The organism is Lacrimispora brassicae (genome assembly GCF_054772055.1).
Window position 1 is genome coordinate 143,860 of record NZ_BRYH01000023.1, and the last position, 26,975, is coordinate 170,834.

At 41.2% G+C, this 26,975-nt stretch carries 20 protein-coding genes and 1 pseudogene; 7 read left to right on the forward strand and 14 right to left on the reverse strand.

The features are described 5' to 3' along the window. Positions 1-3 precede the first annotated feature (3 nt). From ACYVD3_RS10990 to ACYVD3_RS11020, 7 genes are all read right to left on the reverse strand, one after another. Positions 4-825: a carbohydrate ABC transporter permease gene (locus ACYVD3_RS10990; protein ID WP_460642557.1), complete on the reverse strand. Its 822-nt coding sequence runs from the start codon at positions 823-825 to the stop codon at positions 4-6. A gap of 12 nt (positions 826-837) precedes the next feature. Continuing rightward, a complete protein-coding gene (locus ACYVD3_RS10995) occupies positions 838-1,716 on the reverse strand; it encodes a carbohydrate ABC transporter permease (protein WP_460642558.1) in 879 nt (292 codons plus the stop codon). 186 nt (positions 1,717-1,902) lie between these two features. Further along, positions 1,903-3,324 (reverse strand): extracellular solute-binding protein, encoded by a 1,422-nt coding sequence (locus tag ACYVD3_RS11000; RefSeq protein ID WP_460642559.1) that lies wholly within the window; start codon positions 3,322-3,324, stop codon positions 1,903-1,905. A 153-nt stretch (positions 3,325-3,477) separates the two neighbouring features. Further along, complete coding sequence (locus ACYVD3_RS11005; RefSeq protein WP_460642560.1) at positions 3,478-4,734, reverse strand: ABC transporter substrate-binding protein; 1,257 nt, start codon at positions 4,732-4,734, stop codon at positions 3,478-3,480. Positions 4,735-4,738: 4 nt separating this feature from the next. After that, entirely contained in the window at positions 4,739-6,250 is a 1,512-nt protein-coding gene (locus ACYVD3_RS11010; protein WP_460642561.1) for a response regulator transcription factor, read from the reverse strand. A 20-nt stretch (positions 6,251-6,270) separates the two neighbouring features. After that, on the reverse strand, positions 6,271-8,097 hold the full coding sequence (locus ACYVD3_RS11015; protein ID WP_460642562.1) for a sensor histidine kinase: 1,827 nt from the start codon (positions 8,095-8,097) through the stop codon (positions 6,271-6,273). 231 nt (positions 8,098-8,328) lie between these two features. Next, entirely contained in the window at positions 8,329-8,592 is a 264-nt protein-coding gene (locus tag ACYVD3_RS11020) for a Txe/YoeB family addiction module toxin (protein WP_460642563.1), read from the reverse strand. 554 nt (positions 8,593-9,146) lie between these two features. Between ACYVD3_RS11020 and ACYVD3_RS11025 the strand changes: the two genes are divergently transcribed. The 7 genes from ACYVD3_RS11025 (at position 9,147) to ACYVD3_RS11055 (ending at position 19,031) form a co-directional block, all read left to right on the forward strand. Then, on the forward strand, positions 9,147-10,148 hold the full coding sequence (locus tag ACYVD3_RS11025) for a LacI family DNA-binding transcriptional regulator (RefSeq protein WP_460642564.1): 1,002 nt from the start codon (positions 9,147-9,149) through the stop codon (positions 10,146-10,148). 86 nt (positions 10,149-10,234) lie between these two features. Continuing rightward, positions 10,235-12,547 carry a glycoside hydrolase family 65 protein gene (locus ACYVD3_RS11030; protein WP_460642565.1) on the forward strand — a complete coding sequence of 771 codons (2,313 nt, stop codon included), beginning with the start codon at positions 10,235-10,237 and terminating at the stop codon, positions 12,545-12,547. Positions 12,548-12,629: 82 nt separating this feature from the next. Beyond that, positions 12,630-13,718, forward strand: a complete 1,089-nt coding sequence (locus tag ACYVD3_RS11035; RefSeq protein ID WP_460642566.1) for an extracellular solute-binding protein — start codon at positions 12,630-12,632, stop codon at positions 13,716-13,718. Positions 13,719-13,750: 32 nt separating this feature from the next. After that, on the forward strand, positions 13,751-14,770 hold the full coding sequence (locus tag ACYVD3_RS11040) for an ABC transporter ATP-binding protein (protein WP_460642567.1): 1,020 nt from the start codon (positions 13,751-13,753) through the stop codon (positions 14,768-14,770). A gap of 11 nt (positions 14,771-14,781) precedes the next feature. Beyond that, complete coding sequence (locus ACYVD3_RS11045) at positions 14,782-16,515, forward strand: ABC transporter permease (RefSeq protein ID WP_460642568.1); 1,734 nt, start codon at positions 14,782-14,784, stop codon at positions 16,513-16,515. Beyond that, complete coding sequence (locus tag ACYVD3_RS11050) at positions 16,505-17,284, forward strand: endonuclease/exonuclease/phosphatase family protein (RefSeq protein ID WP_460642569.1); 780 nt, start codon at positions 16,505-16,507, stop codon at positions 17,282-17,284. The genes ACYVD3_RS11045 and ACYVD3_RS11050 overlap by 11 nt, the downstream gene beginning before the upstream one ends. Positions 17,285-17,312: 28 nt before the next feature. Further along, a complete protein-coding gene (locus tag ACYVD3_RS11055) occupies positions 17,313-19,031 on the forward strand; it encodes a phospho-sugar mutase (RefSeq protein WP_460642570.1) in 1,719 nt (572 codons plus the stop codon). A 257-nt stretch (positions 19,032-19,288) separates the two neighbouring features. On the opposite strand, the pseudogene ACYVD3_RS11060 reads toward ACYVD3_RS11055, so the two are convergent. From ACYVD3_RS11060 to ACYVD3_RS11090, 7 genes and pseudogenes are all read right to left on the reverse strand, one after another. After that, positions 19,289-20,524: pseudogene (locus tag ACYVD3_RS11060) on the reverse strand (transposase); the annotation flags it as partial. Positions 20,525-20,909: 385 nt separating this feature from the next. Further along, on the reverse strand, positions 20,910-21,332 hold the full coding sequence (locus ACYVD3_RS11065; RefSeq protein ID WP_460642571.1) for a helix-turn-helix domain-containing protein: 423 nt from the start codon (positions 21,330-21,332) through the stop codon (positions 20,910-20,912). Beyond that, positions 21,307-22,479, reverse strand: coding sequence for a DUF4046 domain-containing protein (locus ACYVD3_RS11070; protein WP_460642572.1), 1,173 nt, complete (start codon positions 22,477-22,479; stop codon positions 21,307-21,309). Before ACYVD3_RS11070 ends, ACYVD3_RS11065 begins: the two co-directional genes overlap by 26 nt. A gap of 68 nt (positions 22,480-22,547) precedes the next feature. Continuing rightward, a complete protein-coding gene (locus ACYVD3_RS11075; protein ID WP_460642573.1) occupies positions 22,548-22,802 on the reverse strand; it encodes a hypothetical protein in 255 nt (84 codons plus the stop codon). A gap of 971 nt (positions 22,803-23,773) precedes the next feature. Beyond that, the gene (locus ACYVD3_RS11080; RefSeq protein ID WP_460642574.1) at positions 23,774-24,559 is read right to left on the reverse strand and encodes a hypothetical protein; all 786 of its coding nucleotides are present in this window, start codon (positions 24,557-24,559) and stop codon (positions 23,774-23,776) included. A 195-nt stretch (positions 24,560-24,754) separates the two neighbouring features. Beyond that, a complete protein-coding gene (locus ACYVD3_RS11085; protein WP_460642575.1) occupies positions 24,755-25,426 on the reverse strand; it encodes a hypothetical protein in 672 nt (223 codons plus the stop codon). 21 nt (positions 25,427-25,447) lie between these two features. Then, complete coding sequence (locus ACYVD3_RS11090; protein ID WP_460642576.1) at positions 25,448-26,944, reverse strand: N-acetylmuramoyl-L-alanine amidase family protein; 1,497 nt, start codon at positions 26,942-26,944, stop codon at positions 25,448-25,450. Positions 26,945-26,975: the final 31 nt, after the last annotated feature.

The following is a 26,975-nucleotide window of genomic DNA, read 5'->3' on the forward strand; positions in this document are numbered from 1 at the left end:
GCATCAGCCTTTGGCTGCACCGGCCATATTAAAGCCCTTTGACATATAGTTTTGCGACAAAATATAAAGTAATATGGATGGAATGGCATAGACAGCAGAGTAAGCGGCCAACTGTCCGTATATTATCATACCATGCTGGCCAAAAAATTGGTATAGGGTAACTGATGCCGGTAATTTATTTAGAGTCTGCAACAGGATATAGGGTATGAAAAAGTTGCCCCAGCTCCCTGAAAAGGTAAAGATGAATACCACACAAATCCCCGGAAACATTAAGGGCGCAATGATTTTCCGGATGCTGTCCAGGGTGGAAGCGCCGTCTACCCAGGCCGCCTCTTCCAGCTCAATGGGGACATTGTCCATAAAGTTTTTCATAAGCCAGATTCCGTAAGGCATGGAAGTTGCCGTCAGAAACAAAATAAGCCCCAGGGTCTTGTCATACAGGCCGATGGTCAAAAACATCTTATACACCGGAACCATGACCGCCGTAATGGGAAGAGAGGTCATAAATAAAATGGTATATAAAAACAGGTTTTTATAACGAAGTTCATATCTTGATAAGGGATAGGCTGCCAGTCCTGCAAGGAACACCACCAGAAGCGACTGTCCAAAGGAAATAAGCAAACCATTGGCAAAGGCCCGCTGGTTGGTCCGGCTGGACAGGATTTCCCTGTAATTGTCAAGGGTCCACTGGGCAGGCAGCTTTACCGCCTGGGAGGCGTTGCCGTCAAAGGAGGCAAGCAGGATCCAAAGCAGGGGAAGGACAAAAACAATAGCAAGTATGGTCAGCACCCCATAGGGCACCGTTTTTCTGAATTTCCAATACATGAAGCACCTCCTTTAATCCTTTCTCATGACTCTTGTATAAAAAACGCTGAGCACGATCCCGATCACAAGAAGGATCATGGAAATAGCCGTGCCGTATCCCAACTGCTGGGAAATAAACGCCTGCCGGTACATGAAGATGGGAAGGGTCAGGGTTTTTGTTCCAGGCCCACCGCCTGTCATCATATAGATCAGACCGAATACTCCAAGAGTGGAAAGGGTATTCAGCATGGTATTTGTTGCTATGGTGTTTTTGATGCAGGGAAGGATGATTTGGATCATGGTCTGGAAAGGGCCTGCCCCATCCACCCTGGCTGCTTCCTCAATATCCGCCGGGACTCCATCTAAGGCCGACTGAAAATTCATCATGGAAAATGCGGTTCCATGCCATATATTTGCTAAAATGACCGTTGCCATGGGAATGGCAAACAAGAATTCCACAGTGGGAAGATGGAAAAAGGAAAAGATCTGGTTTAAGGTTCCTTCGTCTCCGAAAAAGGTGCTGCAGCATAAGGCCACCACCACCTCCGGCATGATCCAGCCTGCCAGAAAAATAGGGCCAACAATCCCCCGGAAGATCCTGTTTCTGTTCTTCATATTAAGGGCAATGAAAAAACCAAGCACCTGCTGCCCGATCAGGCTTCCAAGAAGAAAAACCAGGGTATTGGCAATGCTGATGCGCACAGTGCGGTCCTTGAACATGCTGGCATAATTGGACAGTCCGATAAATTTAAGCTGCTTCGCATTCTCCCCTGACAGAGCCAGGTTTGTGAAGGAGTAATAAACGGTCAGCAATATGGGCGTCACAAAAAACACCAGCAGAAGGACCATAGATGGCAGGATCAGAACGGATTTTCTCGCTTCCACATACAGCCTGCTGCTTTTTTTATTCATACTTTCCTCTTTTCTGCCCTGTTTTTCTGGGCATATAGGTATCCCTGTAAGGGGTTTCCTCTTTTCTGCCCTGTTTTTCTGGGCATATAGGTATCCCTGTAAGGGGCTTCCTCCTTTTGGATAGAAACAGGGAGGGCCAGGTGCTTTGCTGTTGCACGTTTGCCCTCCCCTTCAAATCCTGAACGTTTATTTTTCCACAGTATTTTCTGCGCCAACGCTGTTGGTCACGTCTGATTTATACTGTGCCATTGCATCCTCCGGGCTGTTTCCTGACACAACCGATTCTACCATGGTCTGGATGTGTGTGGTGACCGTTGAATACTGGCTGTTTCTTGGCCTGTAAAAGGCTCCTGACAGGAAGCCGGTGCACTTTTCCATAAATGGCTGGGAGGAGTAGGTGGGATCTTTCGCAATATCGGTCCTGGTCGCAATATTTCCCTGGGCAATGATGGTATCTAAGTACACATCATAGCTCATGCAGTGCTTGATAAAGTCCATGGCAGCATCCTTTTGATCAGAGAGCTGGGGAATGGATAAGGCCCATCCGCCTGACATGGTAATGCTTCCCGGTTTCTGTCCCTCAAAGGTGGGCATGGCTGCAATGCCCAGTTTATCCTTATATTCCGGCCATGGAGCCGCCCCTGTATCCTTGTAGTTTCCGGTCATCCAGTATCCGTCTAAGGAGATGGCAAGCTTGCCCCCTGGTAAGTATTCTCTGGAAGCAATGTTTCCTGCTTCTCCGTTTAATACCTTGGACAGGGATGGCCCGTATCCATCCTCATAGATGGTACTGATAAAGTTTAAGGACTTTAAAATATTTTCGCTGGATACGATCCATTTATCATTTTCATCCAAGAGCTGCTCTCCTGTCCCGTAAAGAAGCATTTCATAGGTCTGCATGGAAGTGGCTTCCCCGGTGGCTACCCCTGAATTACACCAGAAAGGCACCACATCAGGACATTTCTCCTTGATGACCTTGCAGGTATCCAAAACCTCCTGCCATGTTTTCGGCTGCCACTCCGTATCCAGACCGGCTGCCTGAAATACCTCCTTGTTGTACCATAACCCCCGGGTATCGGTGCAATAGGGGATTCCGTAAGCACTTCCGTCCGCGTATGTAACACCCTCCACCAAAGGCCCGTAAAAGGTTCCGTCATTCCATTCCTTGTAATCCTTTAAGTAGGTGGAAAGGTCCGTAAGATAACCGGCTGCCACGTCGGAGGGAAGCTGGAACGTATCCTCGCAGACAATGTCAGGAGCCGTATCCGCCGATTGGAGCGCCAGAGCTACCTTTGCAAAATAATCTCCTTCTGAGGCTGTAATGGGGGCAATGTCAAGTTCAATGGAATCTTTTTTGTCGTAAGTTTCATATGCGTTCTCAAACCAGTTCTTCAGGGTATCGCTTCCCCCATCCCGGAAGGTAATGGAAATTTTCGCCTTCCCCCCAGCCCCCTGGGTATCTGTTGTTTTTCCGGTTTCCCCGGAGGCAGCTTCCGTCTTCCCAGAAGCCGTTGTTTCCGCCTTTGTCCCGGCCCCCTGGCATGCCGCCAAAGAAAGAGCCATGGCCGACGCAAGCGCCGCTGCTGCAAGTTTCTTCACTTTCTTCATAAAACCCTCCCATCTCCTATTTGCTTCCCAGGTTTCCCGGGAATAAAGGTATACCTGTAAAATATTTATATTTCTTAAGCAAATGATAGCATAAGCCGGTTTCCCAGAGTATTCCAAAATTTTAGAAAAGGGGTATAATTTTAACCTCTCCAACTACCTTTCCATAATGGCGTTTCGGATGTCCCCCTGAAGCCTTTTGGCAACCTCCTCCGGTGTCATGGTCTTGTCTCCGAAAAAATCCGTTAAGTTCCCTGCAATCCCATCTGATATAATAAACCATGTGGAATAGGCATTTTTTAAAATGCTCTGATTCCTCTCCCGTTCCACGAACTCATCCGTAAGGCCTTTTTCCAGTCCGGGATTCACGGTTAAATCTGTCCTCACAGATAGACAGCAGGTGTTTTCGTAATAGCTTTTAATGACCTCCCTGGAGGTAAGGTAATCCAGCAGCTTTATGGACTCGTCCCAATCCGCCGTGGCCGTGATCCCTATGTTGTCTCCCTGGAGCAAATAAGTCTGTTTCTGGATATAGGGGATTTCCGCGATTTTGTACCGGCACTTTCTGTCTGAATTCTCCAGTATGGACATGGAGCTTAGCTCGGCAATGGCAATTTTTACATATCCTTTGGAAAATGCCTTCATCAGGTCCTTTTGGTTCCAGTTGATCACATCCTGTGCCATGATGCCCTCATCCCTCATATTGCCAAGCATCTCATACAGCTTCATGCAGTTTTCCGTATCCAGGCTCCGAAGAGTGCCTCCGGCGGAATAGATCATCTGCAAAAAGCTGGAGGTAATATCTTCTTTGTTCTTCATGGCAATGCCGAAATTATAGGTGCCAAGGGTATTGGTTTCCCTGCACAGCTTATAAAACCCTTCCATGTCACCGGGTATGGCGGCGCCATACTTCTTCAAATGGTCCTCATTATAAAATACCACATAGGGGTTGCTGGTAAAGGGGACTGCATAGCAGACGCCGTTTACCACTGTGCTGCTGTATGCATTCTTTAAATACATGGAGGCTTTGTCCGCTGTCATATAAGCGGACAGTTCCTTTAGGATCCCCATGGATTCCAGGGCAGGCGTCATGACATTTTCGCAAATGATCAGATCGGGAAGGTTATTCTGATCCTTATCAATGCATAGCTGCTTTTGAAAGCCGGATTGGGAGACATACTGGATCCTGACTTCCGGATTTCCAGGCATTTGGGAATACTCATCCACAAGCTTTTTTAAGTATTCCCCGCTTTCGTCTTCCTCGCAGACGGCCATGATCACAAGCTGGTTCCTTTTCGCCTCCGCCGCCGCCACCTGGTTGGATTCCCTGTAATACTTAAGGATTACGCTGACCAGCAATAGGCAAACCAGCATCCATAAACCGATCAGAAGTCTTTGTACGGTCCTGTTCATAATTTCAAAACACCTTTCTATAGTCTGAGGGGGACACTCCCATAATGGAACGAAATACCTTGTTGAAATACTTCGTATCCTTATACCCTACCATTTCAGCCACTTCGTGGATCTTATAATTACCGGTTGCCAGAAGCTTTTTTGCAATGCTGACACGGAATTCCCCTAAAAAGGTGCAGAAGTTGATTCCCATTTCCCTGGTAAACAGCTTGCTTAAATATTCCGGTGTAATGCCCACCAGATCAGCCGCATCGGAAAGGGAAATCTCCTTATCATAATTCAGCCTTATGAATTCTATTACATTTAAAATCATGCCATTGCCGGTCAATTCATTCTTTTCCCTGTCATCGGCCACCATATCCATCATCTTCCAGTAGTTATTTAAAAAGATCTCCCTGATGCTGGTTTTCATCATATCGTTTAACAGATATTGGTAAAGGGCCTCAATGTCTTTGTTTTTCATCAGATCCCTTGCGGTATTTAAGACAGCCATAACAAAGCGGACGGTATGGTTTTTAACTGTCTTAGGCTCTTCCCTGCTTTGAATGACCGCCTCTTCAAATTTCCGGGCACATTTTCTGATTCCCTCTTTATTTCCGTTCTTTATGTCTCTTTTTATCCCCCGCTCCAAATACTCCGGATATTCCACCTTTTCAAAAGACAGGTTCCTGACCAGCTCCATGTCCATGATGCGGCTGTCAGGAAATACAAAGGTATAGGAAAGATATTCCTGCATCTGCCTTAAGGTGTCCTTAAGCCCGGAAAGACTTTTCAGTTCCCCATAGCTGATGAGAAATTCTCCCTTCTTTTTCAGTTCCTTCAGTATCCGGGTTTTGAATATGGCCTTTAAGTACCTGGCATTCTGGCCGTCTGAGATCATGACCAGGATCTGCTTTTCATAGGGAAGCTTAAAGATGAAAAAGCCTGTGAGACATATGGCATCAAGGCTGTCCTTAAGGACTTCCGCCATTAAGTTGGTGGTATCCTCCAGTATGCTTTCCGACTGGATCAGAAACATGGAAATGTCCTGGTCTTTTTGGTTCCGTATCCTTTCAGCCAATTGCCTCTGAACCATTTCTTCATCATTCCCGTCTCCGGTCAGAAGGGAAAACAGCAATTGCTCCGCAGATACCTTTTCCACCTTGTTTTTTGATATCTTTTTTTCCACGGTCCCAAGGATTTCAATGATATCCTCCACATCCAAAGGCTTCAGCAAATATTCGGCAACAGAAAGCTGAATGGCGCGCTGGGCATATTCAAACTCCGAATAGCCGGTAAGAAGGATAGCCGCTGTCATGACTCCCGCTTCCCTGATCCTGTTGATCATGGTCAGCCCATCCATCCTTGGCATGTTGATATCCGTTATGACAACGTCAGGCCGCAGGGATAATACCTTTTCAAGTCCCGCCTCCCCATCACTTTCTCCTGCAATCACTTCATGAGGCGTATACTTTTCAATGATCTTGATGATCCCGTTTCTGGTGTTTGGCTCGTCTTCCACAATTACCACTCTCATACTTAAATCATTCCCCCTGTTTATTCTTCAAATAAAATCTCTGCCGTTATTTTGGTTCCCCTGTCACTTGATTGGATCAGGAAACTTCCCTCTTCCCCATAATAATATTTGATCCTCATGATCACATTCCTCACTCCGATGCTCCCTTCCATGGCGCTGCTTAAGTAATCATAATGGTTCAGTTCCCTGACCAGCCCCTCAGCCATGCCTGTCCCATTATCCTCCACGCAAATCACCAGATGCTTTTCCCCCTTTTTTCTCATGGAAACTGTGATCACATCCTGCCCTGTATTGCCTGGAAATCCGTGAATGATGGCATTCTCAATCAGAGGCTGGAACAGAAGCTTGTGCATTTTAAGATCCAGGACCTCCTCGTCCACATCCATGATACAGTGAAAGGAAAAGGAAAACCTTTGCTGCTGGAGAAAGATATACTGCTTTAAATATTCTATCTCACTTCTCACACTTACCACGCCATTGCTTTTATGTATGCTGTAACGCAGGATTGTGGCAAGATTTTTCAGCATCCTGCTGATGAGGAACTGTTCATTTTCTATGGCGATCCAGTTGATGGCATCTAAGGTATTATAGAGAAAATGAGGATTGATCTGGGCTTCCAAAGCCTTTAATTCCGCATTTTTCTCACGAAGCAGGGCTTCCTTTTCTATCTTTCCCGACTGGTCGATCTTTTGTACCATGTGGTTGAAATGCTTTGCGATCTTTCCAAACTCATCCTGCCAGGTATGCTCGATCTGCACCGTATAATCCCCCTTATAAGCCCTGTCCATGGCAGAGGTGATCTTTTCCACGCAAACCTGCAAGGAGCCTGCAAACTGGATCATAATAAGAATGCTGGTAATGATGATCAATACGGTAAGGAGAATGATCACCTCAAAGATATATTTAAAATCCTTCAAAGGCTCCTTGTTATCCCGGATGCTGACCAGCACGAACTGATCTTTCAGCACAGGCTTTGTGTAAATGCTGTAAGACCCGCTTTTCATAATCTGACGGGCTTCCACAGCCTGACGGATCTTTGCTTCCGTCTGGGAAAACAGCTCTCCTTGGCTGCCATCCCAGTCATCAAAGATGCCCGTTCCGATTAAGTCTGCCCTGGTGCTGGAAACGATGTTTCCACCGCCATCACAGAGGAAGGAAACATTGACCTCATTTTCGTTTTCCTGGGAATAGGTTTCCCGTATGTTGGTCTCGTCAAGGCAGATCAAAATACTTCCAACAGTCCCCTGTCTGTAATTGTTGATATCCGCGATCCGGTGCCCCAGATACATGATGTTTCTTTTTTTTCCGCCCGCCTCTTCCCTGCTTATGACACCGGAATAAACAGTCCGGGTATTGTGAAAGGTCTCATCGGTCACATTCAGCCAGCTCTTGTCCTTTTCCGGAAAGCAGTAGCTGTCCATGGTGCTGTTGGTGATGGAATCATACAGGATGCATTCCTTTTTCAGGGTCACCACCGCGATCCCCAATATCTCCGGGTGAAGATAAGAGATGTTTTCCAGATCATCTTCCAACTGCTTTTTTAGCAGATAATAATTCCTGGAATCCCACACATTCAGCTTTTCCAACTTTACGGCGTATTCATTTTCCGTATAAATGGACATGATAATGCTGTCATATTCGGAAAAGAAATCCTCCAGCCCTTTCTGGGATAATTTCATATTGCTTTCCACCAGAATATCCATCTGCTTTTTTAAGGTGTTGGCCGCAATGACACAGGTTATGATTTCAATTACCATGACAGGGACAATGGAGACAAAAAGCAGGATGATCAATGTCTTTTTTGCAATTCCCCAGCTCCGGTATCTGTTTACCAAATATTTGATCAAGCCTATTTCCCCCCTTGGTCAAGCGGATATTTCCAATCCGCTTTGTTACTTGATTCGGTAAATTTTTCCAAGTTTATTCTCATTTTTGTATTATAACATAATTTATAAATAAGGATAAGATTTTCAGTCAGCCCGGCAAGAAAGTGTCGAAGACACTTTCTTGTATAACAGGCTAAAGCCCATAAGCAAAATAAATCATTGAGGTATCTAACCCCAATGATTTATTTTTTATCAAAATTCATAGTGTGACCAAAGGCTGATGATCTTTACTGTTCTGGTATCCTCATGCACTTCATATACAAGTCGGTGCTTTATATTAATTCTCCGGAAAAAAGCTCCCTGTAGGTCTCCCTGCAGCTTTTCATAAGATGGCGGCTTTTGGTATGGATTGTTTCTGATAATTTCAATTAAATCCTTTACTTTTTTTTCTAATTTGGCGGCTTTTAACTTTGGTATATCATTTGTTGCCTTTTTGGTATAAACAATTGAATACATTACCACTCCACCCCATCTTCCGGTATACACTCTTCAAGTGGTGTGTTCATCCCCTCAATAATTTTTTCTCTCATACCTGGGAGAAGATATCTCCAAGATTAAAAATCCAGAACTATCCGCAGATGCAAACACAACTGAATCTTAAACAGAAAAGTTAATCCTTCCCCTGATATTTAAATAACACAATGAGCAGTGCTGCCTGACTGTCAGGGTATTTTTATGCCACTTAAGATATGACCGCCACAACTCACCAGAGATTTTCTGCCCAATATCTTCTCTTTGTAAAAGCATCAAAATCAATAGACTTCCATTTGTCAACATTGAAATGTAAAAAATAAACAATATATCCTTATTAAAAAAAAACCGATTGTATATTTTTATATTTATATATTGATTTTATTATATCCATATGATAACATCTATAAATGAAACGTTTTACGCCACTTATAATTATGTATTTTCACATGAATGGACTTGAAGAAGTAAAACTTATCTTTTAATGATAGATATGCAAAAACAAATTGTATTTTATCTATTTATATATGGGAGGCAACATGAAGAAATCAGTGAGCCTTAGAGACGTAGCCGAACATGCTGGCGTCAGTCTGGGAACAGCATCAAAAATTGTCAATGATACAGGCAATGTTAATGATAAAATGCGGGCAGATGTCTTAAAAGCAGTAAAAGAGCTGAATTATATTCCTAATCTATTTGCCAGAAGCTTAAAAACCAACCTGACTTATAGTATTGGTATTATTATTCCGGAGATTTCAAACAGCTTTTTTGCAGAAGTGGTGACTGGAATCCAGAATGTCTTTGAACCAATGAATTACAGTGTTCTGATTTACAACACGCACTTAGACTCACGGGAAGAGATCAAGGCATTTCAGGTATTCAATCAGAAAGTTGACGGCATTATTTTTGTCAGTAACACAATTAATGAGGAGCTAAAAACGGTACTGAAAGAATTAACGATCCCGCTTGTGTTGATTTCTACTTACGCAGAAGGCTTTGTGAGTCTTAATATTGATAATGAAGAGGCCGCCTGTACCGCTGTGGACTATTTATGCCAGGCCGGACATACAAAAATAGCGCTGATTTCCGGAAAACCAGACGACCTTAATGCAGGTTATCCCAGAATGAAGGGATATCAAAAGGCACTAAAGAAAAATGGGCTGCCGGTTATTGAAGATTATGTTAAAATCGGCAATTTCAAATTTGATGATGGGATTGAAATTACCAAAGAACTGCTGGCATTGAAAAACCGTCCGACCGCTATTTTTGCTGCCAGTGATACTATGGCAGTCGGTGTGCTGCATACAGCACTTTCAAAAGGCTTCCAGGTTCCTCAGGATATTTCCATCATTGGCTTTGATGATATTGAATATGCCAGATACTGCTATCCAGCTTTAACTACGGTCAGGCAGCCTCGGCTTCAGATGGGGGAAGAAGGTGCACATAAATTACACCAGTTAATTGAAAAAAAACCGGTTCCTGTCAAAAACTATATATTTGATTTTGAATTTATTGTTAGAAACAGCAGTGCTCCGATATAGTTTACCGGAGGACTGCTCTGCTGTCCCCTTTGTCCGCTTTTATATAGGACTGAAAAAATCAAACAGAATAATAACTTGAGGTGAAAATGTTGAAAACAGATACATGGGCAATTTCAGAATACGATTACAACAAAAAAGGATTACCTTTGTGTGAAACGTTATACGCACAGGGAAACGGCTATCTTGGTACCAGAGGAACCTTTGAGGAACACGAAAAAACAGCTACCGGCGGTGTGGAAGGCGTATATATCAATGGCTTTTATGAAACACAGGATATTCATTACGAAGAAGCTGCTTATGGCTTTGCTGACAAAAGCCAGACTATGCTCAACCTGCCTAATGGAAAAATGATTCAATTAGTTGTTGACGGCCAGACGTTTTCCCTGGATTCTGGCACTGTACTGGATTATTCCCGCAGATTGGATTTTAAAAAAGGGGCAGTTGTCCGTAAGATTTGCTGGCGTTCTGACAATGGCCGGGAAGTGTTAATTGAAATCAGCAGATTAATCAGCTTTAAAAGAAAGCATGTAATGGCCATCCAATATAAGGTCAAGCCATTGTCCGGTGATTTTCCGATCAAAATTATTTCTTCCATTGACAGCAATGTTACAAATATATCAAAGACAGAGGATCCCAGAATCGGCTCTAATCTGAAAGGGAGTGCTTTTACTATTGACTGTCTGGAGCAGCAGGACAATCGTTCCAGTCTGAAGCTCACTACTAAAAAAAGCCGTCTTTCCCTGTGTATTGCAATGCAAAATCAGATTAGTCATTGTAACCACAAGCATTCTTTTATCAAAGACGGATATCTTGTTGATGAGTTTACAGTTGCCGCCGGTCAGGCAGAAACAGTAACGCTCAACAAATATCTTGTCTATTATGAAAATCAGGATAAGGCGGAGCATGAACTGCTTACAGAAACAAAACAGATACTTTCTGAAACTGCACAAGCCGGATTTGAAAAAATAGCCGCTGAACAGGAACTTTACATGGCTTCTTACTGGGACAAAGCTGATATTCAAATTGACGGTGCCGATGAAATCATGCAGGGGCTTCGCTTTAACCTGTTTCATCTGCTTCAAAGTACAGGAAAAGATGGAAAAACCAGTGTTTCAGCCAAGGGACTTTCAGGAGAGGGATATGAAGGACATTACTTCTGGGAATCAGAAACCTACATTATGCCAGTATTTCTTTTCTCATTTCCGGAAATAGCCAAATCGATTTTAATGTATCGCTATCATAAACTTAATCAGGCCAGGGAAATCGCTGCTTTGATGAACCATAAGGGTGCCATGTTCCCCTGGCGGACAATCAACGGATATGAATGTTCGGCTTATTTTTTAGCCGGTACAGCCCAATACCATATTACTGGCGGTGTTTCTTATGCAGTTAAACGATATTTCGAGGCAACCCAGGATGATCCATTCATAATCCATTATGGTGCGGAGCTACTAATGGAAACAGCCAGGTTCTGGCTCAGTGCAGGACATTTTAATCCGCGAAAAGGAAATTCTTTTTGCATTGATTGTGTAACCGGCCCGGATGAGTATACTGCCCTGGTTAATAATAACTGTTATACAAATGTGATGGCTGCTGAAAATCTCTTGTCAGCCTTTGAAATTTATACATTTCTGAAAGAGAAGTATCCACAGGAATTGGAGATGTTAAAAGAAAAAATAACGCTGGATGAAGAGGAACCCGCCTTATGGAAAAAAGCCGGAGAACATATTTATCTGCCTTACGATGAAACGTTACATATTTACAAACAGGATGATACCTTTCTGGATAAAAAGATGTGGGATTTTGAGAACACACCAAAGGAAAACTATCCACTGCTTCTTCACTATCATCCTCTGGTCATTTACAGGCACCAGGTATCGAAACAGCCGGATCTGCTGTTGATTGAATTGCTGGCAAGACACCGTTTTGATCTGGACCAGATCAAAAGAGATTACACCTATTACAACCAGGTTATCACTCATGACTCATCCTTATCTGAATCAATCTTTTCAATCGTCGCCTGTATGGCAGGTGACTATCAAAAAGCAGAGGATTATTTCCTGGCAACAGTCAGGCTTGACCTTGACAACACTCACAACAATACGCAGGACGGTCTTCATATGGCTAATATGGCCGGAGCCTGGGCGTCAGTTGTAAATGGTTTTGCCGGAATGAGCATCGAACAGGGAAGCATTAAATTCCGCCCTTACATTCCTACTCATTGGAACAGCTATCGTTTTAAACTTAATTTTAAAAAGCGACTACTGGAAATTGCAGTGTTCCATGACCGTACGGAATTCAGCCTGTTGGCCGGTGAACCCCTGGAACTTTTTTGCTATGACCAGGCAGTTACAATTAATGATCAGGAAATGATTCAGAAAAATTATCATTCAATTTAAATATCCTGAGCGTGTTTTAAAGCTATCAGGCACCTCATGAATATAAAATTTATTTTAAAAAACAAAAAATGGAGGTTTTATTATGAGAAAGACAATGAAAAAACTGGTTTGTATCACTTCTGCTGCAATTATGGCTTTAAGTATGACTGCCTGCAGCAATCAGCCGGCTGCCAGCTCCACTCTGGCTTCCAAAGAGCAGGAACAGACCGCCGGCAATGAAGAAACGCTAATAATTTATACCAATTCTAACTCTGATGGCCGCGGAGAATGGTGGGAAACCAAGGCCAAAGAAGCTGGTTTTAACATTACGATTGTTGGTGCTGGCGGTGCTGACCTGACAAACCGGCTTATTTCAGAACAGGCCAGCCCTACCGCTGATGTTGTCTTTGGCTTAAATACCATGTTCTACGAAAAATTAAAATCCAATAACGTACTGGCCCCTTTTACTCCAGTTTGGAGTACTGAAACAGAAGCCGGTACAAACGATCCTTCCGGTTACTACCACTCCCTGGTAAAGCAGGCTCTGGTAATTGTTTACCATACTGATGAATACGACCAAACAACCGCCCCTGTCGGTTATGAGGATCTTTGGTCCAACGAAGAGTTTACTGGTAAATATGAAGTTCCGGCTCAGATGAATCAGGCTACTGCTCAAATTATTGTTGCCAGTATTCTCTCCCAATATCAGGATGAAAATGGCGAACTGGGTATTTCCGAAGAAGGATGGAACAACATAAAATCATATTTTGACCATGGCATGCCCGCAATTGAAGGGGAAGAGATTTATTCCAGTATGGCTAACGGCAAGGTAAGTATTGGTACCGCTGTTTCAGGAACGATGAAAGCGAAAGAAAAACAATATGCAATCGAAGTTGGAATTGTTCATCCAGAAATCGGAACACCAACGATTGTTGAGCAAATTGCACTCATCAATGGCACTAAAAAGGCAGAGCAGGCCAAAGCTTTTATTGACTGGTTCGGCAGTGCTGAAGTTCAGGCTGAATTTGCTAAAGAATTTAATGCTATGCCAACCAACGAGACTGCAGCAAAGTCTGCCAATCAGGAAGTGTTAGAGCTTTATGGCAATATAAAAACACAGGAACTTGACTGGGAATTTATTAACGAGAATCTGGAATACTGGATTGAAAAAATAGAGCTTGAAATCATGTGATCCTATGACACATTGGAGAAAGGTAGCTACTTATGATTAGATTTGAAGATATTGAAATCCGGTTCGGATCCTTTGTAGCAATCAAAGATCTGAACCTGACCATAAAAGAGGGTGAATTTTTCACCCTCCTTGGTCCCTCCGGCTGCGGAAAAACTACGACACTCAGAAGCCTGGTAGGCTTTATTAAACCTTCAAAAGGTAAAATTAAACTAAAGGATAAGGACATCACCAATACACCAGTGGAGAAGCGGAATATTAATCTTGTTTTTCAAAGCTATGCTCTTTTCCCCACCTTAAGTGTTTATGAAAATATTGCCTTTGGCTTAAAAGTCAAGAAAATGCCAAAAGCCGAAATCAGCCGGCAGGTAAAAAGTATTGCAGCAAAAGTAGATTTAAGTGAATTACAATTAACGAAGAAGGTTTCCGAACTTTCCGGAGGGCAGCAGCAAAGAGTCGCAATTGCCAGAGCCCTGGTCTTAAATCCGGAGATTCTGGCACTGGATGAACCACTTTCAAACCTGGACGCAAAGCTTCGCAAGCAGCTTCGTCATGAACTTAAAACACTGCAAAAAAAGTTTGGCATAACTACCATCTATGTTACCCATGATCAAGAAGAAGCACTGACCTTATCTGATCATATCGCTGTTTTTAACAATGGTGTTGTAGAACAGGTGGGAACACCGGAGGAAATCTATAACCATTCCAAAACTGAATTTATCTGCAACTTTATCGGCGAAAGCAATGATATTACTGAATTTGTCAACCACTCATCTGTACAGTCACTGAAAAAGGTGGCAGAAAAAGGTCAAAAGCACTATATCAGAATTGAAAAAGTATTTATCTTACCATCAGAAGATGATGCTGATGACAGTCTGGTTGTAATGGAAGGGGAGGTTACTGCCAGAGAATTCTACGGTATTTATACAAAATATACGGTTACCGGCAGCGATATTATTGTTCATATCATCGAAAAAGATTTAAATAAAAGCTTTCCGGTGGGTGCCTTCGTAAAGGCTGCTTTTCATACCGACAGTATCTTGACCTATAAATAAAAGGAGGCACTATGAAAAAACTCAGCAGTCAAATAAAATCGTGGGCTTCCCAGATAACATTGACACAGATTCTTTGTTTTTTGTTTTTCACATGGTTTGTTACGCTCTTTCTGGTTTACCCTAATTTCAATACAATTAAGGTAACCTTTTTTACAGACGGTCATTTTAATGTCGATGCGATACACAAATTAATGAAATCGGAAAGGGCCGTGAGAAGCTTAAAAAACAGCTTTGTGCTTGCTTGTACCCTGACATTTACAGTGAATCTGGTAGGAATTTTTATTGTCCTGGTAACTGACTACTTTCACATTGCCGGAAGCCGCATTTTGAAGCTGGCATATTCCACCACGCTGATTTATGGCGGAGTTGTTTTAGCAGCCTCATATAAAATGGTATATGGAGAGTTTGGTTTCTTAACTGGAATACTGGATGGCATCATACCAGACTTTAACCGGAGTTGGTTTGTCGGATATCCTGCCGTTGTCTTAGTTATGACCTTTGCCTGCACCTCAAATCATATTATGTTTTTGTCAAATGCCATCAAAAGTCTGGATTATCAGACGATTGAAGCAGCCAGAAATATGGGCGCCTCCCAGTGGTATATTCTAAGACGGGTGGTGCTTCCCACATTAAAACCAACCTTATTTGCTTTAACTATTTTAACTTTTTTGACTGGACTTAATGCAACCTCCGCCCCATTGATTCTGGGAGGAAAGCAGTTTGAAACCATAACGCCAATGATTCTGGCCTTTTCAAAAAGCACTACGTCCAGGGATCTGGCTACCTTTTTAGCTCTGGCCCTGGGACTTTCCACTACTCTCTTGCTGCTGTTTATGATACATATCGAACGCCGGGGCAACTATATGTCGGTCTCAAAAGTGGAATCAAAGCTGGAAAAGCAGACCATCAATAATCCGGCGATTAATTTAACCGTTCATGCAATATCGTATCTTTTATTTATTATCTATACCATACCAGTTGCAATGACAATCCTGTTTTCATTTACCAACAGCCAGGCCATTTCTTCGGCCAGATTTTCACTGAGCAGCCTGACACTGCAAAATTACCAGATGGTATTAAAGAACATGGCTTCTTTGAAGCCTTATCTGGTAAGTATTGTATATGCGTTTACCGCTTCATTGATCGTTATGGTGCTTTGTCTGCTGGCTTCCAGACTGATCCATAAATACAGTAACAGGCTGACTACTGTCCTGGAATTTTCATTGCTCATCCCGTGGGTTATTCCCTCCACCTTGGTTGCAATGGGATTGATCGTTACATTTAACACACCACAGCCTATGCTCTTTAACCTCAAGCTGGGTGGCACTGTCTTTTTGTTATTAACAGGTTATATCATTATTAAGATTCCTTTCACGTTAAGAATGACAAAAGCAGTCTTTTTTAATCTTCCCTCAGACCTTGAAGAAGCTGGAAAAAATCTGGGTGCAACTTCTCTTTATACCTTTATCAGAGTTTTGCTGCCCATCATTCTTCCCTCAGTAGCCGGTGTTTTTGTCCTTAATTTTATTGCTTTACTGCCGGACTATGATCTATCTATTTTTTTGTTTTCTCCGCTGTATAAACCACTGGGTATTATCGTCTCTGAAAACACCAATCCTCAGTCCTCCGGCGATGCCAGAGCAATGGCTCTGGTGTACTCGGTTATTTTGATGATTATTTCAACCTTAGCGTTGTATCTGGTTAATGGCAGAAAAAACAGGAAAGGAAAAAAACATGGGTATTAAAATTGCAAGCTACAACATCCGGATTGATTTGGAATCCGATGGACAGCATTCGTGGTTTTTTCGTAAAGAACCTTTGACAGCTTTGCTAAACCGTATGGATTTCGACTTTATTGGAATACAGGAAACAAGAAGATCCCAATATGATTATTTGCAGAAGCATTCCCAATACCAGTTGTTTGGAGACTACCGTTCTTTTCCGGAAGATCAGAATAACGAAGCATGTCCGATTCTATTTAATTCCAACCGTTTTACAATGGAGAAAGGAAATACTTTCTGGCTTTCTGAAACACCGGATGCAATCAGCAAATATAAAGATGCCGATTGTCTGAGAATCGCTACATGGGGACTTTTTAAAAGTCGTAAAGAGGGACAGAAGCTGGCTTTTATTAACACCCACCTGGACCATATCAGCCCACAGGCCAGAGTTTTTGGTGCCAAGCTGCTAACCTCATTTATAAAAGAAAACTTTCAGGATATTCCTGTCTTTTTGACTGGTGATTTTAATGAGAATGAACATGGACAGTGGTATCAGATTCTCACCGAAAGCGGAATGATTGATACCAGAGAAGCTGCGGTGACACCACACCAGGGACCTTATGGAACAGCTACCGGTTATGCCTTTGAAAAAGAAGTTCCTGTCAATGATTATATGCATATTGACTTCATCTTTGCCAACCATGTTCCAGCTATAAAATCTGCCTTTACCTTAAGTCCTCAAGAGACATTAATCTCAGATCATCTTTTAATATATATTGAAGCAGACATATAATTCAACATCAGAAATAGAAAGAGGCGTTATGAATACTCAAGAACGATATAACGATTGGCTTATACATACCAGCTACGATCCGGAAGCACACACTGAGCTGAAAAAGATACAGGGAGATCACGAACAGATAACTGACCGTTTTTTCAAAAATCTGGAATTTGGTACCGGCGGACTTCGCGGTGTTATGGAAATGGGTGATAACCGGATTAATAAGTACACCATCAGAAAAGCAACCCAAGGACTGGCAAACTATCTGTCAGGCAGGGAAACTCACCCTGCAGTTGTAATTGCCTGGGACTCCCGGAATCATTCCCGGGATTTTGCAAATCAGGTTGCAGCGGTCCTGGCAGCCAACCAGATCCGGGTACTCCTTGCTCCGGCAGTAATGCCTACACCAATCCTCTCTTTCTGTGTCAGATATTATCAAGCCAGTGCCGGTATCAACATTACTGCCAGCCACAATCCGAAAGAATACAATGGTTACAAAGTATACAACCAGTCTGGAGTACAAATTACCAACCAAATGGCAGCAGGAATCTTAGAAGAAATCGAAAAACTGGATCTGTTTCAAGACATCAGGGTATTGCCGGATGAAGCACTGACCGGCAATCCCTTAATTACCTTTATTGAATCTCAGGCAATCCGGCAGTACTGTCAGCAGGTCCAAACCCTGGTCTCACAAAACACTCCGGTTACCCAAAATCATTCTGAACTAAAAATCCTTTATACCCCGCTTCATGGAGCCGGCCTGGAGTCTGTTCCTATGGTCTTAAAACAGTTGGGCTTTGATGTTGATATGGTAGAAGAACAAGCTCAGCTTGACGGTAACTTCCCTACTGTAAATAATCCTAACCCGGAAGAACCGGAAGTTTTTTCAATGGCTCTTCAAAAAGCACGATCTGCAAATCAAAGCTATGATCTGCTGATGGCTACTGACCCGGATTGCGACAGGATTGGAATTATGGTAAAAGATCAGGATCATTACCTTTTACTGAATGGAAATGAAGTAGGAGCACTCCTGTGCCACTATCTCATTACTTCTTCCAGGCAGCTAGGCACCATGCCTGAAAAACCTGCAGTCATAAAAACAATTGTAACTTCTGATCTGGCCAGAAACATTTGCCAGGCACATGGTGTTACGTTGTTTGAAACTTTAACTGGTTTTAAATACATCGGTGAGCTGCTGGAACAATGGTCAATCACCGGAGAATATAATTTTATGCTGGGTTTTGAGGAAAGCTACGGCTATCTTGCAGGTGATTTTGTCCGAGACAAAGATGCCATTATTGCGGCTGCACTCATTGCCGAAATGGCATCCTTCTATAAAGACCAGAATCAAAACCTGATTCAGGTGATGGAATATTTATTTGATAAATTTGGCTGTCACAAAGAAGGACTTGTGTCAATCCGTAAAGAGGGGGCAGCCGGAGTTGCAGAGATTAAAGCAATGATCGATCATCTGCGTCAGAATTATGAAAGACTTTTTAAAGATAAAGGACTGGTTGCCATTGAAGACTACAACACAGGCATAAAAACTGATTTAGAGTATCACCAGACCACAAAATTAGCTCTGCCCTCCTCCAATGTGATCAAATTGTTCTTTGCTGATAAAAGCTGGATTGCAGTCCGCCCTTCAGGAACAGAACCCAAAATAAAACTATACATCTCAGTGGTCACTGACAATCGGGCTGCTTTAAACAAAACTTATGAGCATTATAAGGAAATGATCTTAAAGCTTCTGTCATAGTCAACGATTAGGTCCCTTGCTTCCAGGATTATCATTCTGGCGGCAAGCTCCGAAAAAGCATTTGCCAATTTTCTTATATAAAAATGTGTCTTCGACACTTCAGCTCCCCTAGCCCCTCATTCGAGGGCACTGAAAAACATGGGGTTTTAAATCCTGTATTATTAATAAGAATACAAAATCCACCAGCCTCAAGTTTTTTCTGGTGGATTTTTGTGTTTTTCCTGTTATTGATGCCTTGTTTTGAACCAAAGCTTCCTTTATTTTTCGCTCATCACCTTAATGATACGCTTGAGGTTTACTGCAAATATAGCCATCGCTCCCTGCATTTCCATACCAATAAGACCTGATGATGACGCAACGTCATAACCATTTCTGTGTTTTAATTCGCTGTTTTTTGCCTCTATCTTATAACGCTCTTTTGCTTTTTCTTTGAAATGTTCCGTTTCCTGAAATTGTGCCTGTTCACTATGTGAATCGCAGATGACAGTCTCTGCATAAGTCTTTTTTTTCGCTCCCTCTTTGTAGCATCTATCTCTGTAAGGGCATTTCTTGCATATTTCTATGTCAAAGAAATATGTCATCCGCGGATTTTTATCCTCAGTTTTTGGTTTATCTAAATATTTATGGATTACCAAATGCCCTGCTTTGCATTGATACATTCCAACATCTTTGTTAAATTTGAAGTCATCCGGCTTCGTACGGTTCCCTTGTGTAACAATACTGTTTAATCTGGTGACAAGTTCATAATTTCCATCTTTTGCAGCATCAATATTTTCTTTGCTTGAATATGCCTTGTCACCAATAACGGTTTCAACCTCCACTCCTGTTCCCCTGCTTTTCTGAACCAGGGCTGCCAATTCCTTTCCATCTGCTTTTTCGCCGCTGGTGATTGTGGCCGCTGTGATAATCCGTTCTTTCGTCATGGCGATATGTGTTTTATACCCAAAGAAAGAGCTTTCTGCTGTTTTATGTCCAATTTTTACATCCCCATCTTTTGAAGTTTCCAAATGTTCAAGATCATCACGGACAGCTTCTTCTAATAAATTCAGTTTTTCTTGCACTTTAGGATAACTGCATATATTTTTACTCTCTTTTATATTGGAAATAAGTTGTTTGCAATATTCCAGTTCTTTTTCCAAAGAATCTTCTGTGTTTTTAGCAGGAAACTAGTTTTTCATTGCTTCGTCCACTTCATAAACTGTACGGCGGAGTTTTCTTGACTGTTCCTGAAGTGCCTGCCGTGGAGTCTTTTGATTGTATCTTGATTTTGTATGTGTAGCATCAACAATAATAGATTTTAACTTTATAATTCCTTTATCTAATGCAATCTGAACTGTTTTAACAATCAGCAGGTCTAAAAGCTCCATATCTTTTAATCTCAGTTTACGAAATTTCGTCAACGAACTGGAATTAATAACTGTTTCCTCTGGAGCCATATCCAGAAAGTATTTAAAAGACATATCGTACTTGGAACGTTCTACCACATCAATTTCCTATTATACAAGTAAGAATCACTGTGTTTCTAAATGTTCAAGACCATCGTTCAAGAATCTGCTGTAATTATTTCGCTCCATTCAGACAGACCATAAAGCGTTTCTTACGAAGACTCCGCTTTTTACCGACATCCAGCAACTTCAAAACACTCAAACATTACTAACTCAACTTTCTGCATTACCACTTGTACCATCATTTTCACAGATGGTACAAGTCCCAGCAAGCCTTTCAAATTCACTAATAACAATGATGGCTCCCATAATCCGCTCCCCAAACTTGATTTTTTCGAGATCAATTCAATACTCACAAATGCGGCCGTCACAAGCTCAGCTGAATCTCCTGCACCATTATCCACTTCCCCAATATTAACAGCACTATTTAAAATCAGGACTGTGTCATTTTACTTTCATGATTCCTTATTGCCTGCATAATCTTGACCTCCGTTTCCAGCGAAAAACTGACGCTGCCATTCATTCCATAATATACTGTCGCTTGAGCGATACCTGCCATACCAGCAAATTTTTCAGCAGACAAACCATACTGCATTCTGAATCGTTCCATCTCGCACAGGCAATTGGTATTCTGGATGTCATATACCTCTCTAACCAAATCATCTCTATCAGCAAGCTTCATGATCGGACGCAGCTTATGACGGATAAAATCCCTGACTGATGGAACTGGCTTTCCGGTTTTACCGATCAGCCATCGTGTACACTGAAGCTGAAACCCCTTATTTTCCCAGGAAATATCCGGATAGGCATTTGTGATGACCTGTTCCCTGTCAAACTGAAACAGGACATAGAACAAACATCCCATCCAATTTCAATTCTTTAAATACTGGGTGGTACAGCATAGTCATAACCTCTACCGGACTCCAGTGCAGTACTTGTTTTATGGCATATCTGGTAATTTTTGCTGCGGCTTCATAGCTGTTTTCTCTTTTCCAATACTTTGATGGGAATTTACTTACTTTCCCCTCAAGTATCTTCTGATACAATCCCTCTGGCGTGTTTTCCGTCTCTTTGCTTATCTCAACCAGTTTATCATAATTTTCTATTACAAAAGAAAAGGTGGGGCGTTTTATTCCTGTTCTCCATGAATGCAGTACTTTAGAATTAACACCCAATTCCGCTGACAAGTCGATTCCATTGTTATGGCACTGGCAGAGTAGCCCATAGAAGTCCTCACGGTACTGTTCCTCCCGGATGCAAAGAGCTTCACATATTACATTATCAATTCCTTTTCCATGAAATAAAATTCTGGAAAGCCCATTTTCACTAAACTGCCGGGTCGCTAATGCCTTTGTCCCTTCTTTCTCCATCAACCATAATGTTGCTTGTGTACGATTTTTTTCTATTGCCCAAAAGCCTTTTGGAACCGTAAACTCCCATTCACAAAATTCACCTGGAAATACGGTGTCCAACAATTGAAATTTGCTTGTTTCTGCCTCTTTATCTTGCATAATCACGATAAAACGGTTTTTTACACAAAAGGCATTGTCATATAGCTTCACAATTTCCTCATGGCTTAATCCCTTGCATAGTTTACGAAGTCTAATGGCTTCTTTCTGCAAGATATTGTCTTCATGGCGCATACAGGTAGCACGCATTTCTTTCGGATCATATTCTCCAGGATACGCATTTTCAAGGACGGCCATAGGAGAATTTACAAATACTTTTTGCAACATGCCTAATAATTTATATTGTCTTAATAGTTCAGTGCTAAAATTTTTAGTAACCTCAACTCTATTCCATTTCAATATATCTTCTATCAAATATTTGATTATCACCTTGGCATGATACAGGTTCACCGTTCCATCTTCAGACCAGAAAAATTTAGGGAACTTCAAACGGATTCCCTTTAAAACCTCTTTGTAAATATCTTGTATTTCTTCCTCTGCATCTCCTATTACCCTAACTATAGTCCTTAAATTTTCCGTATCCATTGATACCATTTATATCCCATCCCTTGCCATTTAATCTTTTGTTAGTGCTGTATAATCAATTCTCTTTGCGTCCTTTACTATGCAAGCCTAGATTCATCTTGTTGTTCACTTTCCTCCATATTAACATCAACATTTTCTCTTGTTTCTGCACAAATAACCACAAGATCATACTGATCAAAGTCTAACCAATTCTCATAAGTCAGAGACTCATACAAGGTTGTCTCATAGGGAGCCCACTCATACTTAATATGTGTATCTTTCATTACATTAGAACATGCCCCAGAAGGCATATGATGTGGTGAGATATTGTCTTTAGGTGGTTTTAGATCCATGTATAAGACAGCTTCCAACTCATTCAGTAATAAACTACTATATCAAATAGTTTAAATTACCATTATCCTTTTTTCCTTGATAATATTCATCTCTCCGTTGATACAATGCTTCAACCTTCTGATCATATGTCATTCCAGGCAAGGTAGTAAGCATATCGTCTTAATAAGCATAACCACTGGGATCAAAGTAAATTACTGGATTATTATTACAGTACAAAGGTTCAGGCCGTCGCCAAGGTATGGGGCTTTTTGCATAAACCTGCCCAATGCCAGGTTATAAATCGTGCCCGCAGATAATATTGATCCAACTCCTGATCGTACTGCTGCCACATCTATAATTTCCGGTTTGCAGTTCTCCTGCATGGCCTCTCAGGTTTCCAAAAGCATCATAGGCAGTTTGTTTGACCCTGTTTTCCCATGATATATGATGTACTGTTCTGCTCGTCCAAATGATAAACACCCGGAAATTTGGGAAGAGAGAGGGAAGAATGCCATCACTGATACCTGAGACGGCAATATTATTTACGATATGGACTTAAGAATGTTATCTTGGTATTTTGTCCATCATTTACGTATAAATATACTATCTTTACCCAGTCAAATCCCCCCATTCTGCTGGATTTCCACAGCAGTACTCATACACATTGAAAGACTCCGATTCATTTTTATTTAGTTGCTCTCTAATATCGAATGTATCAATAAGATATATTTCAAACATAACACTAAATACAGCAAAGTCATTAAAAGCCTGTCTGACAGTAAAAAAATGCTGTCAAAAATACCTTTGTTGATGGCTTTTGTTCTGGGTTTGTGGATTACCCTTAAAGTCATGGGGAATCAGCATTAATTAAAAAAATAGCGAGAAGGTTCTTGTGTTAACCTTGATGTCTAAACTGACGGTGTACGGTTTGGGCAGTCATTTCAAGAGGGGCGTCCATATGTCATGCTAACAGACATTTCTCTCTTTATCATTAATATGCTGTCAACGGTTTCCATGAATCAATGACAATTTCGTTATCTTTTAAATCACCAACCCTATTAAGATACCCCACAGAACCATATTTTTGCATCAATGCGAAATATTCTTGTTCGGTAATACTCACTTCCTTACCGTCGACATCCTTCGTGTGGCTATATATAATGTCATCAGGCTCATAGTAATCATTGATTTTGCCATATGTGTAAAGTTTGTTGAGTGTTATTAATGTCTCTTTTTCATCAATCATATAGAATTTCTCCGCAACATATTCAATGTGTGTTCCCGAGGTTATTTTTATGATACTAATATCACTATTGTTGGAAAAGACGTTAAGCTGGCTCCAAGCATCTACTTGAATGAGTGACACCGGCTTACCATCTTGCAAGCCATATATTCCGGTAATGAAAACATCTGGCATAGCGGCACCATCAGCTTCGCCCAAATCTGCACCAATCAGCAGTTCAGGTATTCCATTGCCGTTCAGATCGTAAAAAGCATACATCAAACTCGGCTTTGTATCATAACCAATAAAATATGAACCATCACCATTCGGTATCAGACAAACGTCGTCACCCAGGATACTTTCATCGTACGAAGTATAGCCGCTCTGCTCCAGACCAATATACGCGTTGATGACAGACTTATATTGGTCGACATAATTGTAATCACCCACGTTGACCGTTTGTGTCGTTGAAACAGTACCCGTTGGCTGACTATTATTTAAGCAACCTGTAGCAAGTAGCATCAATGAAATAGTACTAATGACTCTTTTGAACATTGTAATTCGCTCCTTTATGCTACTATCACAAAGTCTACAATAAAAACAATATGTGACGGTAGGCTCGCTCTGTGAAAATATTTTTACATTGCCGTTATTGACAGATGTATTCAACTAATATTTCGCTAGGATTTGCTCGGCGTAATATGGTCGCAAAAGAATATTGCCATGCCATTTGCCATTATATTGGCTCCCTTAGTTCTTGCTTTCCAAATACAATTCAATACTGTCCTTCTCGGCTCCAAAACCACTTCGATACCCTACTAAACCTATATCTTGTTCCCAAACAAAGGTTTCATAAAATCCCGATTCAACAAGATTATTATAACTATGATATTGGCGTTGATTTTCATTAACCGAAATATACTCATGCTCTCCCTTCTGGTCTTCATTTAAAGAATCTTTTAATTCTTCATCTTGACAAACAATTTTACCCATTGAAAAAATGTCTTCTTCAGAGGTAATTTCATTGAGTATATTTTCCCCCCTGAGCAAAAAAATCTTATCTTCTTGAACATAAAAATACCCTAAATGAAATCTATCCCAATCATAATAAATTCGACCAGAAAATTCACCATCATAATTAACCTTTAATTCGTAAAGAATCCCATGCTTAAATCTTAAAATTTCATTTATTAATAAATCAACTTCTTGCGGCAGAGGTTCCTCTTCCAGAAAAGTAAATCGTGTCTTATATGTAATTGAGCTCTCATCAGGAAAGAAATACTTATTTTGAACAAAAAAATCTTTTTCTGAAGTCTGTTCAAAAGAGTGGTTGGCTATCAACAATTGTTCTTTCGGTATATTACTACAGCCACATAAGCTTATTAGCACATAAATCCATATAACAATAAATTTTTTTTTCATCCAAATTCCTACTTTCTACGTTTATACCGAAGTAACCAAAAGATATACTCCCGGCTGTTTGTCAACGGTTGTCGCACTATATGTTCCATCACTTACATATTTTCCTGAAACATACACATCTGTACCGCTATAAACATACGGACTCGCTATACCACGATAGTTTGTATAACCAGTTCCATTGTAAATTTCAGCAAATGTCATCATCATGACAATGCCTGAATTGGGGGTCAAATAAATACCTTTTGCTTTTTGTTCATATAACAAAGCATCAACCGCACCATCATGGAAATTATAAAAGATCCTTCCCTTAGGAACAATAGTGGTTACTGTACCTAACTTTTGCCCATTATGCAAATATGTATTGAAGTTTCCGCTAGATTCACGATAATGTAATGCTGCTATTAACTTTGCTGGAACTCCTGTCTCCTGTGATATTTTTTCATAAGTTTCTAAATTATTATTATATATTTTAGCAAAATTGTTTAAATCATAATCAAATTTTGAGCCCACATTCACCTGTGTGATTTGACCAATTAAATTATTATTATTATCGTAGTATTTTTGCAAACCGGGAGAAATGCTCTCCTGCCATGGTCCACTGGCCCCCTCAGTACAGACCCCATTTTTATCTGCATAATAAACAATACCTGTAGCAGGATCCGTTATTTGTTTGTTTACAGCCATTGATCCATCGTTTTTCTCTTGTAAAAAATAGAGTTTTCCATCTGTATGGCGCATCAAATAATCGTGTGCCATGATCCCTCTTTTTTCATCAGTATTATAAAAATAATACCATTTGCCACGGATTTCATGCCATCCGATCATCATATTCCCGTCACTGTCACCTGGGAGAAAATAGTACCAATTGTCATTTATCATTAGCCAATCTGTGATCATATAGCCCGCATCATCCGTTGGTTCTAAATAATACCACTTCTCCTTTAAATATTCCCAGTAACGTGACATTTTCCCATCAACTCTAAAATGGTACCAAGAGAAAACGCCATCTCCTCTTGCTATTTTTTTCCAACCAGTCACCATATATTCTTTATGATTTTCAGCATCATCTAAATAGTACCATATTTTGCTTCCATCAGCATTATAGTCAAAATGCCAGCCGATTTTATACCCACTTCCATCTTCCTTAAAATATTTGTAGCCATTCCCTACTTGAACCCAGCCGGTTTGCACGCCAACAGAACTTATACTGCCAGTACTTGCAGATGCAGAACCATTACGGCTAAATGTACCTAGGCTAGTCTCAGGCATTGCATCTGCAACTGATGTGTGTACCCCGATTGTTCCATCTTGGTTCGTGCCCACAGTTAGCGTATTTACAACAGGCATGCTACCAACCGTTGCATTTTCTAATAGGCTCTGTCCAGGAGAACTGCCCCTCATACCCGGTCCTGAAAGAGAAGTTGTTGGACTTGAGTGAGCTTGTGTCGGGCCATTTCCACTCATTTTAACAGCTCCATCTAACGATGGACCACCTGACATATATACTGTTTTAGCCATAATTCCCTCCTAAGTGTATTTTATTGCTTAA